Here is a 24,837-nt window from a genome sequence, read left to right as displayed (position 1 = left end):
TCCCCGGCAGGGGTCGCGCGGCCGGTTGTCCGGAATCTCCGCACGACCCCTGTCGAGCCGAGGTCGATCACGAGATATCTTGATGTCGAGCAATGTTGCAGACGTGGAGCGGAGCACCCGGTGACTGACTCGACCATCATCTATACACACACTGACGAGGCCCCGGCCCTGGCGACGTACTCGTTCCTGCCGGTGATCCGGGCGTACGCCTCGCAGGCGGGTGTCCCCGTCGAGACCCGCGACATCTCGCTGGCCGGCCGGATCATCGCCGTGTTCCCGGAGTACCTCACCGAGGACCAGCGCATCCCGGACGCCCTCGCGGAGCTCGGCGAGCTGGCCAAGACCCCCGCCGCCAACATCATCAAGCTGCCGAACATCTCGGCCTCCATCCCGCAGCTCAAGGCCGCCGTCGCCGAGCTGCAGGCCCAGGGCTACGCCCTGCCGGACTACCCGGACGACCCGAAGACCGACGAGGAGCGCGACATCCGCGCCCGTTACGACAAGGTCAAGGGCTCCGCGGTCAACCCGGTCCTGCGCGAGGGCAACTCCGACCGCCGCGCCCCGGCCTCGGTGAAGAACTACGCCAAGAACCACCCGCACCGCATGGGCGCCTGGACCGCCGAGTCCAAGACCAACGTGGCGACCATGGGCGAGAACGACTTCCGCTCCACCGAGAAGTCCGTGGTGATCGCCGAGGACGGCGCGCTGCGGATCGAGCTGGTCGGCGACGACGGCACCACGACGGTGCTGCGCGAGTCCGTGCCGGTGAAGAAGGACGAGGTCGTCGACGCCTCCGTGCTGCGCGTCGCCGCGCTGCGCGAGTTCCTGACGGCGCAGGTCGCCCGCGCGAAGGCCGAGGGCATCCTGTACTCGGTGCACCTGAAGGCCACGATGATGAAGGTCTCCGACCCGATCATCTTCGGCCACGTGGTGCGCGCCTTCTTCCCGAAGACCTTCGCGAAGTACGGCGAGACCCTCGCCGCGGCCGGTCTGACCCCGAACGACGGTCTGGGCGGCATCTACAAGGGCCTTGAGTCCCTGCCCGAGGGCGCCGAGATCAAGGCGTCCTTCGACGCCGAGCTCGCCGAGGGCCCGGAGCTGGCGATGGTCGACTCCGACAAGGGCATCACCAACCTGCACGTGCCCTCGGACGTCATCATCGACGCCTCCATGCCGGCCATGATCCGCACCTCCGGCCACATGTGGGGCCCGGACGGCCAGGAGCACGACGCCCTCGCCGTCATCCCGGACTCCTCGTACGCCGGCGTGTACCAGGCCGTCATCGACGACTGCCGCGCCAACGGCGCCTACGACCCCTCCACCATGGGCTCGGTGCCGAACGTCGGCCTCATGGCGCAGAAGGCCGAGGAGTACGGCAGCCACGACAAGACCTTCGAGATCCCCACCACGGGCACGGTCCGCCTGGTCGACCAGAACGGCACCGCCCTCATCGAGCAGGCCGTGTCCGCCGGTGACGTCTTCCGCGCCTGCCAGACCAAGGACGACCCGATCCGCGACTGGGTGAAGCTGGCCGTCACCCGCGCCCGCGCCACCGGCGACCCGGCCGTCTTCTGGCTGGACGAGACCCGCGCCCACGACGCCAACCTCATCGCCAAGGTCAAGGCGTACCTGCCGGAGCACGACACCGAGGGCCTGGACATCCGGATCCTCAACCCGGTCGAGGCGACCAAGCTGTCCGTCGAGCGCATCCGCCGCGGCGAGAACACCATCTCCGTCACCGGCAACGTGCTGCGCGACTACCTGACCGACCTCTTCCCGATCCTGGAGCTGGGCACCAGCGCCAAGATGCTGTCGGTCGTCCCGCTGATGGCGGGCGGCGGCCTGTTCGAGACCGGCGCCGGCGGCTCCGCGCCCAAGCACGTGCAGCAGCTGGTCAAGGAGAACTACCTGCGCTGGGACTCCCTCGGCGAGTTCTTCGCGCTGGTCCCGTCCCTGGAGCAGTACGCGGCGGCCACCGGCAACACCAAGGCCAAGGTCCTCGCCGACACCCTCGACCGCGCCACGGCGACCTTCCTCAACGAGGACAAGTCCCCGACCCGTCGCGTCGGCGGCATCGACAACCGCGGCAGCCACTTCTACCTGTCCCTGTACTGGGCGCAGGAGCTGGCCGAGCAGACCGACGACGCGGACCTGGCCAAGGCCTTCGCCCCGCTCGCCGAGAAGCTGACCGCCGACGAGCAGAAGATCGTCGACGAGCTGAACGCCGTCCAGGGCAAGCCCGCCGAGATCGGCGGCTACTACCAGCCCGACCCGGCCAAGGCCGCCGAGGTCATGCGCCCGTCGGTCACCTGGAACGAGGCACTGGCGTCCCTCGCCTGATCCTCACCGGGCCCGCGATGGGCTCACCACCGTGACACCCCGTCTCCGAGCACCGGAGGCGGGGTGTCCGTCTTGTCCCACCCCTGTGTCCCCTGCTTGCGAGGCACCCCATGAGCGACGCCCCGGCGTCCTTCGAACTCGTCCCCGGCGCCCCCGCGTCCCCCGTGATCCTCCACGTGCCGCACTCCTCCCGGCACATCCCCGCCGATGTCCGCCCCGGCATCGTCCTGGACGACGCGGCCCTGGAGCGGGAGCTGGACCACATCACCGACTCGCACACCGCTCGGATCGCCGATGTGGCGGCCGGGCTCGCCGGCCTCACCCCCTGGCGGTTCGTCAACCGGGCGTCCCGGCTGGTCGTCGACCCCGAGCGGTTCCCGGACGACCGGGAGGAGATGACGGCCGTCGGGATGGGCGCCGTGTACACGCGGACCACCCACCGCGAGGTCCTGCGGGCCGACGGCACCGACCCGGAGCCGCTGATCGAGCGGTACTTCCGGCCGTACGCGCGGGCCATGACCGAGGCGGTCGCGGACCGGCTCGCCGTCACCGGCCGGGCGGTGATCGTCGACGTGCACTCGTACCCCACCGAGCCGCTGCCCTACGAGCTGCACGGCGAGGGTCCGCGTCCGCCGGTCTGCCTGGGCACGGACGGCTTCCACACGTCGCCCGAACTGCTCGCCGCGGCCCGGGAGGCGTTCGCGCCGTGCGGGGAGACGGGGCTGGACAGCCCGTTCAGCGGGACGTACGTACCGCTGGACTTCTACGGGAAGCGGGCCGACGTCGGCGCACTGATGGTGGAGATCCGCCGGGACACCTACATGGCCGAGCCTGGCGGACCGGCCGGCCCCGGGCTCTCCCGCCTCGCGGAGTCGCTGGCGGCGCTCGTCGACGCCGTGTCGGGCTGACCGGACGCCACCGCCCCCGCAGACCCACCGCACACCGCCCACCGCCTGGAGCACTCCCGCGCGACGACCGCCCCGAGGTGCGGGGCGCCCTCCTGGACGAACTGTTGCGCTGGATCCCGCACCGCACCTCGGTGGGGCTCGCCCGCATCGCCCTGGAGGACGTCGACGTGCACGGGGTGCGCATCAGCGCCGTCGACCCCGTGTACGTCTCCTGCCTGGCCGCGAACCGGGACCCGGACGTCTTCCCCGACCCGGACCGGACCGACCCCGGCCGGGACCCCGACCCGCACCTGTCCTTCGGCAACGGGCACCACTACTGCACGGGCGCCGTCCTCGCCCGGATGCAGACCGAGCTGCTCGTCGACACGCTGCTGGAGCGGCTGCCGGGGCTGCGCCTCGCGGTTCGGGCGGAGCAGGTCGAGTGGCGCCGCAGGACCATGATCCGCGGGCCGCGGACCCTGCCCTGCACCTGGTGGAACCGGCGGATTCAGGCGCGCAGCCACTCCGTCACGACCACGCCCCCACCGGTCCGCAGCCGCAGCGCGAACGGGCCGGAGGGCGGGGCCTCGCCCGTGAACCGGCCCAGTTCGTCCGCCGTCAGCGGGGCCGGGGCCCGCGGACCGCTCAGGACCTCGATGCGGGCCGGTCCCGGCGGCAGCACCTGGCCGATCAGGCCGTCCGCCGTCACCTCGACGTCGACGGTCACCTCGTCCGCCTGGAAGGTCAGCATCCGCGGCGGGTCCGCCGCTCCCCTGACCGGGATGGCGTCGACCAGCGAGTCGAAGGTGAGCTCGGCGACGCGGGCGTCCAGGTCGCGCAGCGCGAAGGCGTCGACGGCGATCCGGCGCAGCTCGGCCGGGACCGGGTCCAGGATCGCGGCGGCCTGCCGCAGCTCCTCCTCCAGGAGGTCGGTGCCGAGTTCGTCGTCCGTGAAGGCCCCGCCGGGCCCGTCGTCCCCGTCGTCCTCGAAGCCGTCGTCGTGCATGTCGCTCATGATGTCGTCCCCCGTGCCTCTAGCCGGGCCCGCAGCCGGCGCAGACAGCGCTGACGCATCGGCCCGATGCTGCCCACCGCGATTCCCAGCGCGGCGGACACCTCCTGATAGCTGGGCGGTGGCGAGGAGATCAGTACCCGCAGCAACTGGCGGCACCGCTCGCCCAGTTCCTCGAACTCCTGCCACAGCCGCCGTACGCGCTCGGTCTGCGCGGCGGCCTCCTCGGAGTCGAGCACCGACTCCTCGGGCGTACGGTCCTCGCTCGGCCGGTCGAGCAGCTGCGGGTCGTCGGTCGGTGTCCACCTCTTCGACGCCCTCAGCAGTTTCAGGCACTCGTGCCGTGCCGTGCTCGCCAGCCAGGAACCGGTCTTCTCCGGTTCGCGGATCCGCCCCAGGTGCTGGGCGAAGCGGAACCAGGCGGTCTGGTACACCTCGTGCGCGTCGGCGTCGGACAGCCCGTGCGACCGCGCGACGGACCACACCAGCGGGCCCAGCCCGTCCACCAACTGCTTCCAGGCCGCCGCGTCCCCGTCGGCGGCCAACTGGACGAGCACCCCGACATCTGCACGGTCCACGGTCCCACCCCTCGTGTACGACACGCCATCGTACGCCGTGGAGTGGGTGGTTCCGGCGGCCATCGGGCCGCTCACGCCCCGCCGGCCGGCACCTCGACGGTGACGGGGCGCCAGGTGGGCGGCAGCAGCGCCGGCACGTGCGCCCCGCGCACCTCCGCGTACTCGGTGTTGGCGGCGAGCAGCTGCTTGCGGGCGGCGCGCGGGTCCCGTTCCTTGGTCTCCGTCATGTGCGAGGCGACCAGTCCCGCGACGACGGGGGTGGCGAAAGAGGTGCCGCTCCACTGCGCGTGTCCCTCGAACATGACCTGGTCCGGCTTGGCGGGGGCCTCGCCGGGCTCGCTGAGCACCCCGTTGTGCCGGGGGTACTGACAGGTGCAGGCGTAGCCGAAGCCGTAGCGGCAGGTGTCGTAGGTGGAGTGCTGGTAGACGTACGGCACGGGGGTGCCGAAGCCGGTGAGGGCGCTGGTGAGGCGTTCGCCGGGGGCGTAGGCCTTGACCCAGCCGCCGTGGTTGCTGAAGCAGGCACCGAACTCGCCGTCGGCGCGCAGCGCGCCGACCGACAGCACGGACTTCTCCCAGCCGGGGAGTTCGGCGTAGGCGGCGGGCCAGAAAGGGGTGGCGCTGCCGTTGTTGCCGGCGGCGGCGACCAGCAGGGTGCGCTGGTCGCGCAGTTCCTCCATGAAGGCGTGCACGCCGAGCAGTCCGTCGGTGCGGCCGTTGGAGGTGCCGGCGGAGAGGCTGAGGATCTCGGGCCAGCCGTCGCGGTCGACGGCCTCGAAGAGCTTCTCGCCCAGCTCGGACTCCAGGATGGCGCCCGCGTCGTTGAGGGTGTTGCGGACGGTGACGCGGGTGTTGGGGGCGACGGCGGCGACGAGGCCGGCGATGAAGGTGCCGTGGCCGACGTACTGCCGGAGGACGCCGTCCTCGTCGCACTCCCTGATCTGGGCGTCGCCGTCGGTGTGGGCCAGCAGCGGGCAGGAGCGGTAGTCGTGCATGAGCCCGGTGTCGATGACGAGGACGCCGACCGCGGTCCCCTCGTCGTACGGCGTGTCGGCGGCGGCCGGGTTCGGCGGCTCGCTGAGCGGGACGGGCACGGGTTCGTCGCCGGGGCAGGCGTTCACGGCGATGGAGACGACGTGGTTGCGGCTGATCAGCCGGCGGCCCGCGCGGCCCTCCATGGTCCGCAGGGAGCGCAGGGCGTGCGCGACGTTCGGGTCGCCGCTGCCGTCGCCCTCGCCGGGGTCTCCGACCTGGATGCGGGTGATGCCGGTGCGGTTGGTCCGGGGGCTCGCCCGGCGTACGTGGTCCGGGGACAGGCCGGCCATCGTGGTGAAGTGGTCGCGCACGGTGTCCTCGACGAGGCGGGCCTCGTCGCCGTCGCGGGCCAGGACGACGCCCTTCTCGTACAGGAACTCGGCGGAGTCGTCCGGCCCCATCACCAGCGGGACGTCCGGCATCGAGCGCTGGATCTGGTCGAACTGCTCGCGGAATCTCTGTGGTGCCATGGCGTGTCCTCCACTGAGGCGGCGGTGTGACGGCGGTCGTGGCCACGGTGGTGGCGGCAGTCGTCAATCAGAGTCCGGGGGTGGCCGATTGATACAGACCCGAACCTGTGGGGCGTGGTTCCGGACCACTACCATCCGTGGGGTGACAGCGGGAAGCGACTCGGTTCTCCAACTGCTGCCGATGGTGTTCGCCGCCCCCAACGAAGCGCTGGCCCGGGCGGAGGAGCTGCTCGGGGCCGATCCCTCACCGCTGCACGCCTCGGTCGCCCATCAGGTGATCGGCATCTGGCAGCGGGACTTCGGCGACACCCGGCGGGCGCTGGCGCACCTGCGGCGTGCCCGGGAGCTGGCGGCCCGCGCGGACTCGGCCGAGCGGGAGGCGGACGTCCTGGCCACCCTCGGGGTGGCGCTGGTGCACGCCGGGCGCACCCGGGAGGGTCTGGCCGCGTTCGAGCGGGGGGTGGCGCGCGGCACCGGGCACACCAGGGCGCGGGTGCTGTACCGGCGGGCGTACGTCTGGTGGGTGCTGGGGCGGCACGGCGAGGCGCTGGAGGACGTACGCCGGGCGGTCCCGGTGCTCCGGCAGGCCGACGACGTGATCTGGACGGCGCGGGCTCTGACCCTGCGGGCGACCGTGCATCTGGCGCTCGGGGCGGTGGAGCGGGCGGACGCCGACTTCACGGCGGCGGAGGCGCTGTGGGACACCACCGGCCAGGAACACGACAAGGCCGACGCGGTGGAGAGCCGGGGGCTGGCGGCGTTCCGGTCGGGTGACGTGCCGGCGGCGCTGAGGCTGCTGGACGAGGCGGAGGAGCGGTACGGGAAGCTGGGTACGCCGACCTTCATGCTGTCCGTCCGGCGCTGCGAGGTGCTGATGGCGGCGGGGCTGGCCACGGAGGCGCTGGCCGAGGCGGACGGGGCGATCGCGGCGCTGGACGGGATCGGCGGGCAGTCCACCCGCAAGGCGGAGCTGCTGCTGGTGGCGGCGCGGGCGGCCCGGCTGGCGGGCGATCCGCAGACCTCGCTGGCGCGCGCGGCACTCGCGGTGCGGCTGTTCGCCGGGCAGCGGCGCTCCTGGTACGAGACGCACGCCCGGCTGGTGCTGCTGGAGGCGCGGGTGGCGACGGGGCGCGCTTCGGGCCGGCTGGTCGCGGACGCGGCGGCGGTGGCGGAGCGGCTGGCCGCCTTCGGGGCACCGGCCGCGCCCGAGGCCTCGCTGCTGGCGGGCCGGATCGCGCTGGACCTCGGCTGGACGGCGGACGCGGAACGGCATCTGGCGGTCGCCGCGCGCAGCCGGCACGGCGGGCCGCCGCTCGCGCGGATGACGGGGTGGGCGGCGCAGGCGCTGCGGGCGCGGGCGGCGGGGTCGGCGCGGGGTGTGCTGGAGGCGTGCCGGCGGGGCCTGGACGTCCTCGACGACCACCGGATGACGCTGGGCGCCTCGGAGTTGCGGGCGCGGGCCACCGCGCAGGGCGCGGAGCTGGCGGCGCTGGCGCAGCGGGCGAGCCTGGTGTCGGGCGGGCCGCGGCGGCTGCTGGTGTGGAGCGAGCGCTGGCGGGCGACGGTGCTGTCGGCGCCGCCGACCCGTCCCCCGGCCGATCCGGTGCTGCTGAGCACCATGACGGCGTTCCGGGAACTGGCCGCCCGCGCGGAAGAGGCCCGCACGGACGGTGGCCGTCCCGCCCCCGCGCTGGAGCGCGAACAGCGGCGCCTGGAACGGGAGATCCGTTCCCGCACCCTGCACATGCGGGGCGAGGGGTCCGGGGACGGCGACCGGTTCGACGTCGGGCGTCTGCTGGACCGGCTCGGTGACGACCTGCGTCTGGTGGAACTGGCCGTGCTCGACGGGCGCGTGCACGTACTGCTGTGCGGGCAGGGGCGGGTGCGGCGGTTCGAGGCCGGGCTGCTGGCCGAGGCGGAGCGGGAGGCCGAGCACGTGCAGGCCGGTCTGCGGCGGCTGGCCCACCCCGGCGGCGAGGCCCGGCTGCCCCTGGTGGAAGCGGCGGGCGCCCGCCTCCAGGAACTCCTCCTCGGTCCCGCCGCGGCCCACCTCGGCAACGGCCCGGTCGTCGTCGTACCCCCCGGCCGGCTGCACCGCGTGCCGTGGACCCTGCTGCCCGCGTTGCGCGAACGGGTCCTGAGTGTCTCCCCGTCGGCGAGCAGCTGGCTCCGGGCCAAGGAGACCGCCCCGCCGCCCGGCGGACGCCAGGTCCTGGTACGCGGTCCGGGGCTGGCCAGCGGTGGCGCCGAGGTACCTCAGCTCGCGGACCGGCACCCCGCGCGGGGCGGTGCGGTGCCGGCGTCCGCGCCCACCGAGCGGGGCGGGGAAGCCGCCTGCGCGGAGGGCGACGGCGGGCGGACGGCGGAGCCGGACGACGGGTACGAGTCGCGGGCCGACGCGCGGCCCATCGTGCTGGAGGGGGACGAGGCGCGGGTGCCCCGGGTGCTGCGGGAGCTGGACGGGGCGGCGCTGGCGCACATCGCCGCGCACGGCACGTTCCGGGCGGACAGTCCCTTGTTCTCGTCGCTGCGGATGGCGGACGGGCCGCTCATCGTGCACGACTTCGAGCGGCTGGACCGCAGCCCGTACCGGATCATCCTGTCCTGCTGCGACACCGCCCGCTTCGCCTCGGTCGGCGCCGACGAGCTGCTCGGGCTGGTCACCGCGCTGCTGCCGCTGGGCACGGCCGGGGTGGTGGCGTGCAGCGCGCCGGTCAACGACGCGGCGGTGGTGCCGTTGATGCTCGCGCTGCACAAGGGCCTGGACGCGGGGCTGTCCCTCGCGGAGGCGCTGCGCGACGCGCGGGCGGCCCTGCCGGGCGACGCGGTGCACCAGGCGACGGGGTGGGCGTTCTCCGCGTTCGGGGCGGCCTGACGCCGCGTGGTGTTCTCGAGCCGGGTACGGCCGGACACTCCGCGATGACCGCCGTGTTCGAGGTGGCCGGGCTTCCCACGGGGACCGCCGTACGCGGATCGGCGGCCTCCCCGCAGTCGGCCGCCCCCGCTCGGCCGGGCACCCGTGGTCACCGCCGTCCACAAGGCGGCCGGACATCCCGTGATGACCGCCCCCTCTCCCGGCCCGCCCTCCACCCCGCGGTGTGCCGCCGTGCCGGACACCCCGTCGCGAGCCCGTGGTCACGGCCGCAGGACCCCGGGCGCCGTGACCGCAGGGCGCGGCCCCGCACGCCCGTTCCTCACGCCGGCTGGGGTTCGGGCAGTTCCATCAGCCAGGTCAGGGCGCCTCGGTCGCCGGCGCCGAGGCGGGTGTAGGCGCCGTAGAGGTGGTTGCCGACGGTCCGGACGGACAGGGTGAGTCTCTCCGCGATCTGCCGGTTGCTGAGGCCGGCGGCGGCGAGCGTGACGATCTGCCGCTGGCGGGCGGTGAGTTCGCCGAGCACCAGCCCGGACAGTGCGGGGGTGCGGGCCCCCTCGCAGCGTCGGGTGAGGGCGGCGGCGCGGGTGCGGGCGGTGCGGGCGGCACTCGGGTCGCGGTGGGCGCGTACCGCCTGGGCGTACGCCTCGGCCGCGAAGAGCAGGAAGCCACGCCGCTCCAGTCGCCCGGCCACCTCGTCCAGCGCGGGTCCGTCGCCCCGCGCGAGGGCGTCGGCGTGCGCGGCGAAGACGCCGGTCAGCCGGCCGGCCGCCCGCTCGGGCGCGCCGAGCCGGACGGCGTCGTACGGGTCGCCCGCGGCGGCCGAGCGGACCGCCTCGTCCAGGTCGCCGCGAGCGGCGGCGGCCCAGGTGGCGACCGCACCCGTGCCCTGGGCCCTCGCGCCGTCCCCGGCCGCCGCGTCGCCCGACTGAGCCGCGGCCAGGGCTAGTTCGTCACGGCAGGACGGGTCCTCGGGGCTGGTCCGCAGGCCCTCGCCGGCCCAGGCCGCCGCCTCGGCCAGCCGTCCGCCGAGACGGGCGAACCGGGCGCGCAGTGCCGCGTACCCGGCGGGCAGCGGCGCCCCCTCGGCCACCAGCCACTCCCCCACGGGCGTCACCGGGTCCCGTACGTCCGCCTGCTCGATGCGGCGGGCCAGGGCCGCCGCCTCCGCCGCGAGGGCGGGCTCGCACCGGTCGGGCGTCCGGGCCAGGCGCCGTGCCCGCAGCCGGCCCGCGGCGGCCCGCAGCACCGGGCCGTGCAGGGGATGGGTGAGACGTGTGGCGCCGTGGTCGTCGACGGCGACCAGTCCCTCGGCCTCCAGGCGCTCCAGGACGCGTACGTCGAAGTCCTCCAGGCCGAGGGGCAGCGGTTCCGCGAAGGCGAGGCGTTCGAGCGCCTCACGCTCCTCGGGGCGGGCGCGGTCCAGGACGTGGGCGGTGCGCTCCCGCACGGCCTCGGTGACCGGCACCGGCCCCCGCCAGGCCGGCCGGTCCGTGCCCGGTACCCGCGTGAGCAGGCCCCGTTCGCGCACGGCGGTCAGCAGTTCGCGCAGCAGCCGCAGGTCGCCGCCGCCGAGGCGGTGCAGCCGGCCGGCGGTGAGCGGCTCCAGGGCGACGCCCGCACCGGCCGTGAGCAGTTCGGCGGTGTCCTCGCGGGGCAGCGGCCGCAGGGCGAGGCGCGGCAGCAGTTCCCCGGACCACAGCCGGGACACCGCGCCCGGCACGGGCACGCCCTCCGTGGCGACGACCAGGAGCCGGGTGCGGCCGTGCACGGCGAGCTGGTGCACGAGGGCGGCGGAGGCGGCATCGAGCAGGTGGGCGTCGTCGACCGTCAGCAGCCGGACGCCGGACAGGAGTTGAACCGCCCGGTGCAGGGTGACCGTCTCGGGCAGCAGGTGGGCGAAGGCGGCGAAGGGGATGTCCCGGGTCTCGGGCGTCCCGGCCGCCCTGGCGCAGTCCGTGCCGCGCACCGCCTCGGTCACCAGCCGGGTCTTGCCGCAGCCGGCCGGCCCGGTCACCACGATGCCGCCGCGTCCGGCGGTCACCGACCTGCGTACCAGCTCCAGTTCGTCCGCCCGTCCGGTGAACGGCCACGGCGCCCCGAGTGTCCTCACGTCCCGCTCAGAAGTCGTCACGACAACATGAGTCGGCATACTCATCCCTGATACAGGGCGACTTGAGTACCCCTCGACTCAGGCGCCCGCAGCCGCGCGGACGGCATTCTGGTGGCCATGACCGCACGCTACTGCTCCCTGGCGCGGCAGCCGGATCCCGTGTTCGCGCCGGGACTGGCCGCCGAGCGCCTCGCCGCGCTCGTCGGCGGGCAGCGGATGTGGGTCAACGGCACCGTGCTGCACTACTGCTTCCTCGGCGGGGACACGGACTCCTCCGTCGTTCCGATGCCGGGCACCGGACGTCCGCGGCGGGGGTCGTGGGTGGGGACCGAGGAGCAGCGGGACGTGGTGCGCGACTGCTTCCGGGAGTGGCAGGACCTCGGCATCGGGCTCGTCCTCACCGAGGTCGGCGACCGCTCGGAGGCCGAGCTGCGCATCGGTTTCCAGCCCGGCGACGGGTCGTGGTCGACGGTGGGCAAGGACGCGCTCGGCGTCGGTCTCAACGACCGCACGATGAACTTCGGCTGGGACCTGACCGCGCCCGGGGAGCGTGCGACGGCCCTGCATCAGATCGGGCACGCGCTCGGCATGCTGCACGAGCACCAGAGTCCGTACGCCGGCATCCTCTGGGACGACGAGGCGGTCTACGCCGAGCTGGCGGGCCCGCCGAACCACTGGAGCCGGGAGCGGACCTTCCACAACATCCTGCGCAAGCTCGACGGCGACGAGGCCAACGGCCCTGTCTGGGACCCGCAGTCGATCATGGAGTACCCCTTCCCGTCGGGACTGATACTGGAGCCGGAGCACTACCGCTCGGGTCTGCACCCGCCCGGCACCCTCTCCGCCGCCGACAAGGAGTTCGCCCTGCGCTGGTACCCGCCCACCGGCCGTCCGGGCCCCCTGGTGCCGTTCCGTTCGGTGCCGCTCGGGCTCGGACCGGGCGAGCAGGCCGACTTCCGCCTCGACCCGCCGGAGACCCGCGAGTACACCGTGGGCACCTTCGGCGACAGTGACGCCGTCGTCGTGGTCTTCGAGGTGCGGGACGGGAAGCCCCGCTACCTCGCCGGACACGACGACGGGGGCACACCCCGCAACGCCACGATCAGGGCCCGTTTCGTCAAGGGCCGCCGCTATGTCGTCCGGGTGCGCCTGTACTCCTCCTGGGGTGCGGGCGAGACGGCGGTCATGTGCTGGTGACCGCGCGGCTCACAGGCACCCGGGCGCCGCGGCCACAGTCCGGCGCCGGGGGCGGCTGAGGACGTCACCGTCGGGGGACGGTGTCGCTCGGACACCCGGGTGACGTCCCAGCCCGCCGGGCCCGCTTCTTCGGGGGAGGAAGCGGGCCCGGCCTTTTCCGCAGCCGCCGGCTGGGCGGGCGTGATGACCACGGTGACCGTCCGGTTCCTCGCGGGCTCGGCGTACGGCGCGTCGCGCTGGTCCGCGCTGGCCGTGGTGAAGGCGGTGAGGGGCATGCCGGTGGCGGCGCTCAGCTCGCGGGCCGCGATGAGGGCGCGCCAGAGGGCGACGACGGATCCGCCGCCGGTCGGGGCGCCGGGGACGGTGGCCGCGTGGCCGCGGATCTCGACATGCAGCCGTCTTCCGGCCAGGCGTTCGCCGAGGACGGCGAGCCGTCCGGCGCCGGACGGAGTCAGCTCGGCACCCTCGGAGAACAGTCCGTCGGCGAAGGCGACTTCCACGGAGTCGCCGTGGGCCTGTGGCCGTATGCCCGGTGCCCGCAGCGCGCGGGCAAGTGCCTCGGCCGCTTCCGCCCGGCGGGTGGCCGCACGGTCCCGGTCGCGTGCCTGTTCCGCCCGGCGTTCGGCGGCGAGCTGCCGGGCCCGTTGTTCGACCAGGTCGGCCTGGGAGGGGCCCGACCGCTCCGGCCGCCCGCCGGCGCCGTCCGCGAGGACGGCGGTGCCGGCCGTGACGGCGGCCAGCGCGCAGACCGCGGCGGCCAGGGCCGTGGCGGTACGGTGCCGGGCCAGCGCGGCTCGTGGACCGCGTCCGGCGAGCCGGTCGATCCTCGCCAGCCCGGCGGACGCGGCGGAGTCTTCCGGGTTCAGCTCCAGCGCCCGACGCCAGCAGGCAGCGGCCTGCTCGGGCTCTCCGCGCTGGGCGTGGATCCGGGCGAGCAGGTCGAGTACGTCCGGATGACCGGCGACGTCGGGAGCGTCCGGGTCCGTCTCGTCGTGTCCGCGTCGGTCGTCCGCGCCGGTCCGCGTCCCCGTCCCCGTCCCCGTCCCCGTCCTCACGGTGTCCGCGTCACGCAGCATCCGCAGGGCCCCGTCCAGGTCGCCCGCGCGGGCCGCCGCACGGGCGCGCGAGACGAGCAGGGCCACCCGGAGCGAGTCGGCGGCGGACGGCGGCCCTCCGGAGTCGGGGACGCCGGACGCGGTACCGCCGTACTCCGCACCGCCGGTCCGGGCGGCGCCGGGTGCCGTTCGGTCCGACCGGGTGCCGTCGGCCTCCGTGCCGCCTCCGCCCGCGGACAGGACCGCGCCGGGCGGGGGGCCCGGCGGGATTCTGGATGTGGCCACCTTCGACTCCTCGTTCCCGTTGACTGGTTGATACCGCGGCGGTTCCCGGCCGGTAGTTCCCAGCGGTTCCCACTGACCGGTGGATCCGGCAGTTCCCGCCGGCCGGTGGACCTCGCAGTTCCCGTTGCCTAGTTGATCCCGCCGGACAGCCGGCCGGCCTCGTCCGCGGCCCCGGGCGGCAGCAGTCGCCGCAGCCGCTCGTTGACAGCGGCGAGAGCCCGGCGGTCGCCCGCGGCGACGGCCCGGCGGCCCTCGAGGATCGCGGCGTCCGCCTGTGCGCGGGAGAACATGTCGTCGCGCACCTCGACCAGCGCGTTGAAGACCACGTACTCCCACTGGTCCGTGCGGCGCAGCAGCTCGACGTGGAACTCCCCGGCCCGCTTGACCAGCCGCCGCAGGTCGGCCGGTGAGGCGTCCTCGCCGAGCGCGCCGGCGCGGTCGCGCATGCTCTGCAGTTCCCGCCGGTCCGACGGGCCGCCCCCGACCTGCTCGACGACGTCCTCGCAGGCGCTGAGCAGGTCCCACAGCTCGCGTTGCAGCCCGGGCACCTCGATCGCCTCCTCGATGTCGTCGAGCAGCGCCTCCACGTCGCGGATGCGGCGGTCGCTGGTCACGGCGGCACCCGTGTCGACGGCCGCCGCGTCGACCTCCTTGCGCAGCTGCGGGACGGTCTTCTGCTCCTCGAGGTCGTCGAGCCGTGCCTGCGCCTGCTCCGCGAAGACGTTCCCGGCCTGGTCCTGGAGGAGGTGCACGCGCTGCTCCAGGTCGTGCAGCCGGTCCACGAGTTCGCCGTGTTCGGGGGCGAGCAGTTCGGAGCGGTTGATCGTCGCCTCGAACTGCTGCTCCAGCAGCGGGATGTCGGCGGTGACGAGGACGTCCCGGCTGCTCGCCTGGATCTCGAAGGTCACCTCGACCTCGCTCTGGGCCGGCAGGTCGATGCGGATGTCGCGCGGGCGGACCTCGATCAGCCCGACCCGGGTGTTGCGGTCGGCGCGCCTGCGCTCCCCCTCCAGCAGCGGGATGCGGATGACGGCGTCGGGCTGGGAGCGGCGCAGCGGGATGGTCGTCCGGTACGGCTTGGTCACCTGGGCCGGCAGGGTGGTGCCCTTGCGCAGCAGCGGGTCGAAGGTGCCGTCGGCCTTGCCGATGCCGAGCGTGCCGGTGAGTACCGCGTCGCCGGGGAGGACCGAGGCGTGGGCGATGGAGAAGGTGCCCCCGGCGAGGTCGCGCCGGGTGCCGGAGGTGTCGGTGAGCTCGACGGTGAAGCGGGACCGGGTGTCGGTGTCGATGGCCACCTCGGTGTAGAAGGTGCCGTCCGGGCCGAGTTCGGTGCGCGGGCCGCGGAAGGGCGGGCGGCCCTCGGGGTTGGTCAGGGTGACGGTGTACCGCGTCCAGTCGACCGCGCCGCCGCTGCTGACCTTTCCGGAGACCGGGATGCCGGTGGTGTCGACGGACTGCGCCGGATAGTGCAGTTCGATCGCGAACTCGCCCGGCGCCGCCCGCTGCGGCTTCCTGGGCAGCCGGACCGTGCGGGCGAACACGGCGGCGCCGCGCGCGACCACGGTGGTGGGGTCCTGGCTGTGGTCGAGGGGGATGCCGGGGCCGTCGACCGGGTCGGCGAGCAGTTCGCGCAGGCCGGGGCTGAGGGTGGCGCCGCCGACCAGGAGCAGGCGGTCGATGTGGTCGGGGCGCAGGGAGCTGTCGGCCAGTGCCTCGCGGCACAGGCGGACCGCGCGGGTGTAGAACGGCAGCGCGAGGTCGTCGAGGGCGCCGCGGGTCAGGGTGTATTCGAAGGGTTCGGTGCCGCCGTTGCCGTCGTCGAGGTCGACGGAGATCTCGACCGAACCCGCGCGGGACAGCGCGATCTTGGCGTTCTCCGCCTCCAGCTTGAGCTTGGCGAAGTTCTTGCGCCAGCGGCCGCGGTTGTTGCGGTTGAAGTCGGCGAGGCCGAGGTCCCGCCGGACCGCGGGGGCCAGCAGGTCGTCGACGAGGGCCCAGTCGATGAGTTTGCCGCCCAGGTAGGGGTCGCCGGCGTGCTGGATGAGCTGGAGCTCACCGTCGCGCTTGCTCATCAGGGCGGCGTCGAAGGTGCCTCCGCCCAGGTCGAACACCATCCAGTGCGCCGATTCGGACGCGTCCTGCACGCCGTAGGCGATGGCGGCTGCGGTCGGCTCCTGCACCAGCGGGCAGTGCTCGCCGAGTCCGGCGAGGGCGGCGGCCGAGCCGGTGGCGTTGTTCTGGTTCAGCGCGAAGGAGGCGGGGGACGGTGATCACGGCCGCCGCCGGCTGGTGGCCGTACTCGTGTGCGGCGTCCTGCCGCAGGGACTTGAGCACCTCCGCGGACAGTTCCTCGGGCGTGAGCGTCACACCGGTGCGTTCGAAGAGCCGGCCCGCGCCCGCGGCGCCCATCTCCAGCTTGAACTCCGCGTACGCGTTGCCCGGGTCGGTCTCCGTGCGTTCCCTGGCCCGCCTGCCCACGTGGATCACCCCCTCCTTGGGGATCCACACGGCGGAGGGGGTGAAGTCCCAGCCGTCGTTGTTCTTGATGACGCGTACGCCGTCGTCCTCCGCCACCGCGATGGCGCTGTTGGTGGTGCCGAGGTCGATTCCGAAGTCGATGGTCTCGCGCATGGTCGCGTGGTCTCCTTGGTGGTTCACGGGGTGGGGGGCACGGGCCTGCCGACGATGACCTGGCCCATCTGGATCCGTTCGCCGCGGAAGTAGACGGTGGGCCGGACGGTCTCCAGCACGGTCTCCCGGTCGAGCCCCGGCTCGTCCTGGATCACCAGGGCCTCCAGGGACTGGCCGGAGTCGAAGGGCATGCCGTCGTGCTCCTGGATCTCCAGCCCGTCGTCGGCGAGCGCCTGGCGGCTCGCGTGGACCTGGCGGCGTACCTGCCGCAGGTCGGCCGCCGAGAGGGGGCCGCTCCCCTTGTCGAGCTTGCGCAGGGCGCGCCAGAGGCCGATGGCCGCCCCCAGCAGCGCGTCGGTTCCGGCGCCGGGCCGTTTCGCCAGGGCTTCGGCGGCCTCCGCCTCGGCCAGCACGGTCGCGGCCCAGTCGGCCTGGTCGGGCGTCAGGAGCGGGCGGGGGACGCGGAACTCGGGTGGGTGTCGGAGCTGGCGGAGCGCGGCACGTACGTCGTGCACGCGGCGGCGGACCGGGGACGTCACAGGCGGAACCTCCTTCTGTTCCTGTAGTCCTGGATTTGGCGGCACCAGTCGACGATCCGCTCGGCGGCGGCGACCACGAAGCCCAGGCCCAGGAAGGCTCCCGCCGCCCACTCCCAGCCCTTGACCGTCCACAGCACGACCAGCCCGACGATCGTCAGGACTGCCAGCCAGCAGCCCACCCAGTCGAGGAAGGCCGACCTCTCACGCGACCGTGCCGGGGCCGAGCGTGCGGTGACGGTCCGCCGGGACCACTCGTAGATGACGTCCCAGTTCTCCGCGAACGCCCGTACATGGGCTTCCGGGGCGATCTCGTACGCCTTCTCCGCGAGCTCGACCACCGTCTGCTTCTGTCTGCGGGTCGGCGCCTTGAACCGGTGATGGCCCAGCATCGCCACGGCCAGGTTGCCGACGCCCACGGCGACGGCGTGCGAGACGTCGTCGTACCGCCAGTCCGACACGAACGCCCGGAGTTCACCGATCCGGTCGAACGCGGGCAGCACCTCCCGCCGCAGGATCATTTCGGCGTCGCCGAACAGCCCGGCTTCCTTCTTCGCGTTCGCGGACCGCAGTCCGTCGGTGATCTCCTGGACGGTCTCCTCCACCATCTCCTCGAACAGCCCGGCGAAGAGGTCCGTGAAGACCGCGTACTCCGCCCAGCCCGTGCAGACGGGGGCGAGCCGGGGCCGGAAGTCCGGGTCGGCGGCGAGGTCCCGGAACGGGGACACCAGGAGGCGGGGAAGGGCGGTGAGGAAGTCGTCCGCCGAGTGTCCGCCGAGCCGGGGATCGTCCAGTTCGCCGATCCGGTGGGCGATGTGCCGCCGGAACTCCGGGCGTTCCAGCAGGCGTCCCCAGGCGGCGGCCGCGCCCCGCCACAGGGTGTCCCGCCCGTCCGGTGCGGTGGTGATCCGGCCGGCCTCCGCCTCCAGCACCATGGCGTGCAGGCGCACCGCCTCGTCGTGCTCCTCGTGCACGGAAGGGGGACAGCCGCATTCGGGGCCCGGCTCCCCCCACCGCCACAGCAGCTCGTCGACGAGCCGCCGCCGCGGGTCCTGGAACTCCTCGAACGCGGCCCGGACCTCCTCCTTGCCGCGCCGTCCCGCCAGCGGCGAGTCCGGGCCCGGGGGGAGGTGGTCCTGCACCGCGAGCCGGGCCTCCAGCCGCTGTCTGTGCTGCCGTACGGCGCGTCCGTGCGCGGTCACCGGGAGCCCGGTGACGGCGAAGGCGTTGTCGTGGTAGAGCCGCGCGCCTGCCAGGTCAGCGAAACGCGACAGCTTGCCGGTGCCGCGCCGGACGGCGGACGGCTCGTCCGTCCGGTCGCCCGCAGTGGTGTTGTCCATCCGCTCTCCATACGTCCGCTGCCGGTACGCCCGTGCCTTGTGCGTCGTGCGCGTCGTGCCGTTCACATGACCACCCCGCGGCGCCAGGTCGTCAGCCGTGCCATGTGCCGTTCCCTGAGCCGGGGGTGACGGCTGACGGCCTCTTCCAGCTGGTTCGCGGCCTCGGCCAGCCGGCCCGGCGTCCGGGAGAGTGCGACGGCGGCCCGTACCTGCTCCTCGACGGCCCGCTCCACCGCCGCCGGCGCGTCGCGGGCCGGCGGCGGACCCGGTGAGGTCCGCAGGGAGACGGCCCGTTCGGCGACCTCGCGGGCCGTGGCGGGCCGCTCGGCCGGGTCCGTGCGCAGCATGTCCGTGACCAGGCGGTCCAGTTCGGGTGCCACCGCGTCGTTGAAAGTGCTCGGCGGCGGCAGCGGGCGGTTGAACCGCTCCAGGGAGAAGGACTGCACCGGATCACCGCCGTCGTACGGAAAGTGGGAGGTGAGCAGGAAATACGCGATGGTGCCCAGCGCCCACACGTCACCGGCGCACGAGTATCCGGTGCCCCGGCGCAGCACCTCCGGCGGCATGTAGGCGACCGTCCCCTGGGCGCTGGCCGCCATCGTGCCCGGGTCGGTCTCCTTGGCCAGCCCGAAGTCGCTCACCTTCACCCGCAGCCCGGACTCGTCATAGGTGATCAGCACGTTGGCCAGGGACAGGTCGCGGTGCACGATCGGGTGCTGGCGCTCGTGCGCGACGGCGAGTCCGTCCGCGGCCTGGCACAGCACGGCCGCGGCCTCACCGACCGGGACCGCGCCGGAGTGGGAGGCGACCAGCCGCTCCAGGCTGCCGCCCGCGACGTATTCCATGGTGATATAGCCGCGCACGCCCTCGGAGGTCTGCACGGTGCCCGCGTCGAACACCCGGATGATGTTGGGGTGGCCCAGCGTGGAGAGGATGCGCGCCTCGTCGAACATCCTGGACGTGGCCTCCAGCGAGGCCACGTGCTTGAAGAGCTTGAGCGCCTGCCAGCCGAGGATGTGGTGGCGCACCCGGTACACCTCGGCGAAGGCCCCCTCGCCCAGCCGCCGATCCACGACGAGCGCCGAGTTGATCCGCTGCCCACGGGTGAGCAGGGTCCCCTCCGCGCCCGTCGTGTCCCCCGTCATCGGCTCCCCCTTCCGTTCCCCCGTGCCCGGACACCGTGGCACGGGTCCGCCGGGACCCCTCCCGGACGCCGGCGCCGCCCGGTCGCGGTACGCCGGTCAGGAATGGGTGACCCGGATGTGGGAGATGCGGACCTCGCCGTGGTTCCGTTCGGTGCACGGCTCGGAGTTGTCGCAGTTGGCCTGTGTGTAGGCGCCCGCCTTGAAGTAGTTGGTGTCGCCGTCGTGGGAGACGGTGGTCTGCAGCCGGCCGTTGTAGTACGCGTCGATCTCCCCGTCCTTCGCGACGAACCCGGCCTCGAACTCGGTGCCCAACTCGTAGTCGTCGGTCACGAGGTGGTGGTGGCGGTCGTCGCCGTCGGTGACGTAGAGGCGGCTGCCTTCGAGACGGAAGACGGTGACGTCGTCGTCGCCGCCGTGGACCTGGGCGCCGACCACGTAGGGCCGTTCCTCGGGCAGGGCCGTGAACGCCTCCCTGACCACGAGGGTGTGGGTGCCGTCGGTGGTGGACCAGGCGGCCTCGTCCTCGCCGCCCTCGGTCATCTCCCGCAGCTCGGCGCGCGGGTAGCTCGAACCTCCCGTGGTGACTCCGTTGACGGCGGCCCGGAAGCGCACCGCGTCGCAGCCGGTCTCGGCCCGGAACCAGGGGGCGGCGGAGAAGGCGGCCAGCTCGGGTTGGGTTATCTCGGCGGGGTCCTCTTCCTCACCGGTGGGCAGGGTCAGCTTCCAGTTCGTCAGGTCGAGGACGTCGGCGGGGTTCGCGCACCGGGCGGCCGGCCGGTCGTGCGGGGCGGGGGCGCCGGCGTGGGCGGACGGTCCGAGCGCGGTGGTCGAGACGGCCGCCGTGAGGCCGGCCAGCACGAGGGTCGGGGTACGTGGCATGGAGGGCCCTCCTGTCGGGGTGTGCGGTCGGTGCGCCGCGTACCGTAGGCGACGCGTGCGGGACGGGTCCCGGAGCCCGCGACCGGGCCGCTGCCGGGCATGAGTGCGACTGATGGAGGCTCTGGGCAGACGATGCGCGCGGTCCGCTCCACGCAGTAGGTTCGTTCCGTACGCGCGGCCTGGGCCGTGTGGGGTTCCGGAGTCGACCGAGGGGGAAGATCCGTGCGTTCCGGGGACCGGTTCGCCGACCGCTATGTCCTCAAGGAGGTCATCGGCGCGGGACGGGGCGGCGACGTGTGGCTGGCCCACGACACGGTGGTGGGTCAGGACGTCGCGCTCAAACCGGAGCGGGCGGACGGCGAGAGCGACACCGCGGTGCGGCGGCTGCTGGGTGAACCGCGTGCCATGGCCAAGTTCCGCGGCCATCCCCACGTGGTGACGCTGTTCGACGTCGTGACCGTGCCACAGGACGAGGACGGCGCCGGGGCAGGGGGCGGGGTCGGCGGACCGACGTACTGGTTCGTCATGGAGTACGTGACCGGTGGCGGCCTGGACCGGCGGCCGGCGGTCTCCCCGCGGCGGGCGGCGCGCATCGGTGCCCAGCTCGCCGACGCCCTGACCGCCCTGCACGAATCGGGCGTCGTGCACTGCGACGTCAAGCCGGCCAACATCGGCCTCACCCGGCAGGGTGACGCGAAGTTACTGGACTTCGGCGCCGCCTACCGGATCGGCGGCACGGAGACCATCACCGTCAACGGTCCCTTCAGCTTCACCCCCGACTACGCCGCCCCCGAACTGGCCCGGGGCAATGTGCCCCGGCCGGCGTCGGACGTGTTCTGCCTGGCCGCCACCCTGCACGCCCTGGTCACGGGTGCGCCGCCACGCGGTGGCGCACCCGTGGAGGACCCGGCGTCCTCGGAGACCGGGGACGACGGCGAGGAGGCCGAGCGGCTGAGGTACTGGAAGGCCGAGCAGGGCGTCGTCGAGGTGGACGCCGCCGTGGGCCCGCTGTATCCCGTGCTCGCCGCCATGCTGCGCCGCGATCCCCGGCAGCGCCCCGACGCCGCCGAGGCAGGGCGGCTGCTGGAGGAGATCGCCGGGGCCGATCCGAGGACGGCCGGGGGCGACGCCGCCGCGGACACGGTCACCGGACGCCGGCGCCTGCGCCGGCCGCTGATCGCGGCAGCCGTCGGCCTCAGCGCCGTACTGGCCCTGGGGCTCGTCGTCCTCCCCGGCACCGGCGACGACGGGAAGGCCGACCCCGGTGCCGGGCCGAGCCGGCTGGAGACGCACGCCTCGGACGGCGAACGGCGGGCCCTGATCGGCGACCCGCACACGGCCGACGTGTGCGCCCTGGCCGACCCCGCCGCCCTGGAGGGGTTCGGTGACGGGGACGTCCATGTGGACGTGGACTACGGGAACTTCGACCGCTGCGACGTGCTCGTCGACATCGACGACCGGACCCGGATCGACGTGTCGGTCAGTCTCCTTCAGGGGTCCCCGCCGGAGGGGACGAAACCCTCCCGCACCGTCGGGCGGGTGGGCGTCCGCGAGGACGAGGCGGAGAGCGACGAGTGCCGGCTGCTGCTGACGTCCGGGAGCGACACGGACGGCACCCTGGTCGGCATCCGCGTCAACATGGGCAAGGGCACCGTGGTCGGCGGCAGGGCGACCCTGTGCACGGTCGCCGACAGGGCCGCCACCGGCGCGGCCGAGGTGCTGAACCGGGGTCCGGTCCCGCGGCGCTCCCCGGGCTACCCGCGCACGTCGCTGGCGTGGAAGGACGCCTGCGAACTCCTGGACGCCGAGGCGCTGTCCGCCGTGCCCGGCCTCAAGGCCGACGTACCGGAGGTCGGGGTCGCGAACTGGAGCTGCGAGTGGTCGAGCGACGTCGACGAGCTGGACGTGGAGGTGAGCTTCTTCCGCGACCAGCCCAAGTCCGCGGAGGGCGGCGCCACCGCCACCGAGCTGAGCGGGTACCGCACGATCGTCGAACCGGACGACGACGGCGACACCTGCGCGGTCTTCGTCGAGTACCGCAGATACAGCGGCCAGGGCGCCGAGACGGCCGCCGAGATGGTCCGCCTGGACGTCGGCGGGCAGCGGCCCGCGGACCGGCTCTGCACGACGGCCACCGGCCTCGCGGCCTCGGCCGCCGCCGCACTGCGCGCACAGTGACCTCGCGCTCGCCGCACGGTCCGACGAGCCGGCGGACGCCGTCGCCTCCTCAGAGCGGCGGATCCGGCCAGGCCTCGTCGTCCTCCATCAGTTCCAGGTCCGGCGGCACGAGGGTCGTCGACTCCACGAGCCCCCTGATCAGGTTGTGCAGCAGACGGTTGTCGGCCGGCCGGCCCTCGGACCTGTCGTGCAGCAGCGGGTACTTGAACCCGGTGCCGTGCAGCCGGCGGCGCACGGCCTCGATCCGGAACTCGATCCTGCGCTCGTTCCACCTGGCGTCCGGGCACAGGTAGGCGAGCCGCTCGGCGGCCTGACGGTAGGTGAGGGGACGGGGGTCCTCCTCGTAGAGCAGGTACCGCTGACCGAGGACCACCAGCAGCAGCCGTTCGTCGTCGTCCAGCGACCACGTCTCCGGCCGTACGGTCTCGGCGCGCCGTCGGGACACCGGCCCCTGGTCGTCGTGGCCCGCCACGTACAGCTCGACCAGGTGCTCGCGGTAGCCCGAGCCCTTGACGAACAGCGGGGTGTATCCGGTGGCGAGCGGGAGGGGGTCGGTGCTGAGGTGCAGCATCCGGCCGCGCGGCAGCCGGACGAGTTGCTGCCCGGTGTTGCGCAGCCACCACTGTCCCCGGCGGTAGGTCAGCTCGCCGTGCCGCCGGCTCACCCGCAGGTCGTCCACACCGACCCCGAGGTCCACGTCCGGCCTTTCACCGCGCCCGAAGCGGACGGTCAGCCCCTGGCGGGGCGGCGCGCTGAGTTCACCGGCGACCGTACGGGCGTGCAGGGTTCCTGGCGTGGTGGGCGCCACACCACGAGCGAGGCTGGTGGAGAGGGTCATCGCTGGTCTCCTCCGTTCGTGACCTTGGCGTACGGCAGCCGCTCGGCGGGCGTCCGGCGTACCGGCCAGTATCCGCGCCCGCCCCGGGACCCCTCCCGCCCCAGGTGGAGGGCGTGTGACGGCGTCCCGGCCTCGGGGGCGGCAGGAGGCGTGGTTCAGCGGGCTTCGGCAGTGGTGCTCGGTGGCCGTGGTCCGGGGCCTGCGGCCCACAGCGTGGGTCATCGCGGACTCGTGGCACCCGTGAGAGCCGCCTGCGCCGCTGACGACGACGCGACCGCACCGGGGCGGAACGGATGGGTCCACAGGCCCTGGGCCCGAAGCCTCGGCAGCACGCCCTCGCCGAACCAGTACGCCTCCTCCAGATGCGGACAGCCGGAGAGGACGAACTCGTCGATGCCGAGTCGGTGGTATTCGGCGATCCGTGCGGCGACCTCGTCGTGACTGCCGACCAGCGCGGTGCCCGCGCCACCCCGCACCAGCCCGATCCCGGCCCACAGGTTGGGGTGGATCTCCAGGTCGTCCCGGCTCCCTCCGTGCAGGTCCAGCATGCGCCGCTGTCCCTCGGACTCGCTGCGGGCGAGGCCGGCCTGCACGGCCCGTACGGTGCCCTCGTCGAAGCCTTCGAGGAGCCGGTTCGCCTCGGCCCACGCCTGCGCGGAGGTGTCGCGGGTGATGACGTGCAGGCGGATGCCGAAGCGGATGCGGCGACCTTCCCCGTCGGCCAGCGCCCTGATCCAGGCGATCTTCTCGGCGACGGCGGCGGGTGGCTCGCCCCAGGTGAGGTAGACGTCCGCATGGCGTGCCGCGACCTCGCCTGCGACGGGTGAGGAGCCACCGAAGTACACCTCGGGCAGGGGGTCGGGCAGCCGGGCGAGCCGGGCTCCCTCGACCTGGAGGTGTTCCCCTCGCAGGCCGACGGTCCCGCCCTCCCACAACCCGCGTACGACCTCCAGGAACTCTCCGGTACGGCGATACCGGGCGTCCTTGTCGAGGAAGTCGCCGTACGCCCGTTGCTCGACGCTCTCACCGCCCGTGACCACGTTCAGCGAGAGCCGCCCACCGGTCTGCCTCTGGAAGGTGGACGCCATCTGCGCGCCCAGGGTCGGCGAGACGAACCCCGGGCGGAAGGCGACCAGGAACTTCAGGCGTTCGGTGTGCTGGCTGACCATGGCGGTGGTCAGCCAGGCGTCCTCGCACCAGGCGCCGGTCGGGGTGAGCGCGCCGACGAAGCCCAGGTCCTCGGCGGCGCGGGCGATCTGGGTGAGATAGGCGACGGTGGGCGGCCGGTCCCGGCCGGACGACGTGGCGGGGGTGCCATGACCGCCGCCGACGACGTGGCGGCTGTCTCCGTTGGTGGGAAGGAACCAGTGGAACGTGAGGGGCACCTGGGTCTCCGATCAGGGACGCACTCGCAACGGTGCGGGAGGACTGGGCAAGGGGGTCACG

General features: G+C 73.9%; 17 protein-coding genes and 2 pseudogenes. 6 read left to right on the top strand and 13 right to left on the bottom strand.

Annotated features, from left to right (window positions below; all coding sequences use genetic code 11):
* The first annotated feature begins 120 nt into the window (after positions 1 to 120).
* The 3 genes and pseudogenes from ACLIN4_RS30920 to ACLIN4_RS30910 all read left to right on the top strand — a co-directional run.
* The gene (locus tag ACLIN4_RS30920; RefSeq protein WP_290011909.1) at positions 121 to 2,340 is read left to right on the top strand and encodes an NADP-dependent isocitrate dehydrogenase; all 2,220 of its coding nucleotides are present in this window, start codon (positions 121 to 123) and stop codon (positions 2,338 to 2,340) included.
* A gap of 110 nt (positions 2,341 to 2,450) precedes the next feature.
* Entirely contained in the window at positions 2,451 to 3,248 is a 798-nt protein-coding gene (locus ACLIN4_RS30915; protein WP_290011908.1) for an N-formylglutamate amidohydrolase, read from the top strand.
* Positions 3,249 to 3,313: 65 nt separating this feature from the next.
* A pseudogene (locus ACLIN4_RS30910) lies at positions 3,314 to 3,721 on the top strand (cytochrome P450); the annotation flags it as partial.
* Positions 3,722 to 3,735: 14 nt separating this feature from the next.
* On the opposite strand, the gene ACLIN4_RS30905 reads toward ACLIN4_RS30910, so the two are convergent.
* From ACLIN4_RS30905 to ACLIN4_RS30895, 3 genes are read right to left on the bottom strand one after another with little or no spacing between them, the layout of a single operon-like run.
* The gene (locus tag ACLIN4_RS30905) at positions 3,736 to 4,242 is read right to left on the bottom strand and encodes a hypothetical protein (RefSeq protein WP_100049208.1); all 507 of its coding nucleotides are present in this window, start codon (positions 4,240 to 4,242) and stop codon (positions 3,736 to 3,738) included.
* The gene (locus ACLIN4_RS30900; protein ID WP_179342757.1) at positions 4,239 to 4,880 is read right to left on the bottom strand and encodes an RNA polymerase sigma factor; all 642 of its coding nucleotides are present in this window, start codon (positions 4,878 to 4,880) and stop codon (positions 4,239 to 4,241) included. Before ACLIN4_RS30900 ends, ACLIN4_RS30905 begins: the two co-directional genes overlap by 4 nt.
* A gap of 8 nt (positions 4,881 to 4,888) precedes the next feature.
* Entirely contained in the window at positions 4,889 to 6,322 is a 1,434-nt protein-coding gene (locus tag ACLIN4_RS30895; RefSeq protein WP_382019365.1) for a S8/S53 family peptidase, read from the bottom strand.
* A gap of 181 nt (positions 6,323 to 6,503) precedes the next feature.
* Between ACLIN4_RS30895 and ACLIN4_RS30890 the strand changes: the two genes are divergently transcribed.
* Complete coding sequence (locus ACLIN4_RS30890) at positions 6,504 to 9,197, top strand: CHAT domain-containing protein (RefSeq protein ID WP_411576794.1); 2,694 nt, start codon at positions 6,504 to 6,506, stop codon at positions 9,195 to 9,197.
* 319 nt (positions 9,198 to 9,516) lie between these two features.
* Here the strand turns inward: ACLIN4_RS30890 and ACLIN4_RS30885 are convergent, their stop codons facing one another.
* Positions 9,517 to 11,352, bottom strand: coding sequence for a LuxR C-terminal-related transcriptional regulator (locus tag ACLIN4_RS30885; RefSeq protein ID WP_411576454.1), 1,836 nt, complete (start codon positions 11,350 to 11,352; stop codon positions 9,517 to 9,519).
* Positions 11,353 to 11,424: 72 nt separating this feature from the next.
* Here ACLIN4_RS30885 and ACLIN4_RS30880 point away from each other — a divergent pair, with 72 nt between their 5' ends.
* Entirely contained in the window at positions 11,425 to 12,504 is a 1,080-nt protein-coding gene (locus ACLIN4_RS30880) for a hypothetical protein (protein WP_100047112.1), read from the top strand.
* Here the strand turns inward: ACLIN4_RS30880 and ACLIN4_RS30875 are convergent.
* From ACLIN4_RS30875 to ACLIN4_RS30845, 7 genes and pseudogenes are all read right to left on the bottom strand, one after another.
* Complete coding sequence (locus tag ACLIN4_RS30875) at positions 12,438 to 13,844, bottom strand: tetratricopeptide repeat protein (protein WP_289909379.1); 1,407 nt, start codon at positions 13,842 to 13,844, stop codon at positions 12,438 to 12,440. The genes ACLIN4_RS30880 and ACLIN4_RS30875 overlap by 67 nt on opposite strands.
* A 128-nt stretch (positions 13,845 to 13,972) precedes the next feature.
* Positions 13,973 to 16,090 carry an Hsp70 family protein gene (locus tag ACLIN4_RS30870; protein WP_411576793.1) on the bottom strand — a complete coding sequence of 706 codons (2,118 nt, stop codon included), beginning with the start codon at positions 16,088 to 16,090 and terminating at the stop codon, positions 13,973 to 13,975.
* Between the two features lie 214 nt (positions 16,091 to 16,304).
* A pseudogene (locus tag ACLIN4_RS30865) lies at positions 16,305 to 16,475 on the bottom strand (Hsp70 family protein); the annotation flags it as partial.
* A 23-nt stretch (positions 16,476 to 16,498) separates the two neighbouring features.
* The gene (locus ACLIN4_RS30860; RefSeq protein ID WP_107477442.1) at positions 16,499 to 17,014 is read right to left on the bottom strand and encodes a hypothetical protein; all 516 of its coding nucleotides are present in this window, start codon (positions 17,012 to 17,014) and stop codon (positions 16,499 to 16,501) included.
* Positions 17,011 to 18,351, bottom strand: a complete 1,341-nt coding sequence (locus ACLIN4_RS30855) for a hypothetical protein (protein WP_289909380.1) — start codon at positions 18,349 to 18,351, stop codon at positions 17,011 to 17,013. The genes ACLIN4_RS30860 and ACLIN4_RS30855 overlap by 4 nt, the downstream gene beginning before the upstream one ends.
* Before the next feature lie 62 nt (positions 18,352 to 18,413).
* Positions 18,414 to 19,496: a serine/threonine-protein kinase gene (locus ACLIN4_RS30850; protein ID WP_269959542.1), complete on the bottom strand. Its 1,083-nt coding sequence runs from the start codon at positions 19,494 to 19,496 to the stop codon at positions 18,414 to 18,416.
* Between the two features lie 96 nt (positions 19,497 to 19,592).
* Positions 19,593 to 20,375 (bottom strand): polysaccharide lyase family 7 protein, encoded by a 783-nt coding sequence (locus ACLIN4_RS30845; RefSeq protein ID WP_307651757.1) that lies wholly within the window; start codon positions 20,373 to 20,375, stop codon positions 19,593 to 19,595.
* 222 nt (positions 20,376 to 20,597) lie between these two features.
* On the opposite strand from ACLIN4_RS30845, the gene ACLIN4_RS30840 reads away from it, so the two are divergent.
* Complete coding sequence (locus tag ACLIN4_RS30840; RefSeq protein WP_289909382.1) at positions 20,598 to 22,553, top strand: serine/threonine-protein kinase; 1,956 nt, start codon at positions 20,598 to 20,600, stop codon at positions 22,551 to 22,553.
* A gap of 49 nt (positions 22,554 to 22,602) precedes the next feature.
* Here the strand turns inward: ACLIN4_RS30840 and ACLIN4_RS30835 are convergent, their stop codons facing one another.
* Positions 22,603 to 23,391, bottom strand: coding sequence for an FHA domain-containing protein (locus tag ACLIN4_RS30835; protein WP_289909383.1), 789 nt, complete (start codon positions 23,389 to 23,391; stop codon positions 22,603 to 22,605).
* Positions 23,392 to 23,609: 218 nt separating this feature from the next.
* Positions 23,610 to 24,776 (bottom strand): LLM class flavin-dependent oxidoreductase, encoded by a 1,167-nt coding sequence (locus ACLIN4_RS30830; RefSeq protein WP_307651758.1) that lies wholly within the window; start codon positions 24,774 to 24,776, stop codon positions 23,610 to 23,612.
* Between the last annotated feature and the right edge of the window lie 61 nt (positions 24,777 to 24,837).

It is taken from the genome of Streptomyces mutabilis (assembly GCF_046628145.1).
Lineage (GTDB): Bacteria > Actinomycetota > Actinomycetes > Streptomycetales > Streptomycetaceae > Streptomyces > Streptomyces mutabilis.
This window is presented reverse-complemented; position numbering and strand designations above follow the sequence as displayed.

Bases quoted from the DNA above. Each gene is read 5' to 3' on its own strand.
- ACLIN4_RS30850 (WP_269959542.1), bottom strand. From the start codon at position 19,496: ATGACGGGGGACACGACGGGCGCGGAGGGGACCCTGCTCACCCGTGGG.
- ACLIN4_RS30880 (WP_100047112.1), top strand. From the start codon at position 11,425: ATGACCGCACGCTACTGCTCCCTGGCGCGGCAGCCGGATCCCGTGTTC.
- ACLIN4_RS30855 (WP_289909380.1), bottom strand. From the start codon at position 18,351: ATGGACAACACCACTGCGGGCGACCGGACGGACGAGCCGTCCGCCGTC.
- ACLIN4_RS30915 (WP_290011908.1), top strand. From the start codon at position 2,451: ATGAGCGACGCCCCGGCGTCCTTCGAACTCGTCCCCGGCGCCCCCGCG.
- ACLIN4_RS30895 (WP_382019365.1), bottom strand. From the start codon at position 6,322: ATGGCACCACAGAGATTCCGCGAGCAGTTCGACCAGATCCAGCGCTCG.
- ACLIN4_RS30885 (WP_411576454.1), bottom strand. From the start codon at position 11,352: ATGAGTATGCCGACTCATGTTGTCGTGACGACTTCTGAGCGGGACGTG.
- ACLIN4_RS30890 (WP_411576794.1), top strand. From the start codon at position 6,504: ATGGTGTTCGCCGCCCCCAACGAAGCGCTGGCCCGGGCGGAGGAGCTG.
- ACLIN4_RS30835 (WP_289909383.1), bottom strand. From the start codon at position 23,391: ATGACCCTCTCCACCAGCCTCGCTCGTGGTGTGGCGCCCACCACGCCA.
- ACLIN4_RS30905 (WP_100049208.1), bottom strand. From the start codon at position 4,242: ATGAGCGACATGCACGACGACGGCTTCGAGGACGACGGGGACGACGGG.
- ACLIN4_RS30900 (WP_179342757.1), bottom strand. From the start codon at position 4,880: ATGGCCGCCGGAACCACCCACTCCACGGCGTACGATGGCGTGTCGTAC.
- ACLIN4_RS30845 (WP_307651757.1), bottom strand. From the start codon at position 20,375: ATGCCACGTACCCCGACCCTCGTGCTGGCCGGCCTCACGGCGGCCGTC.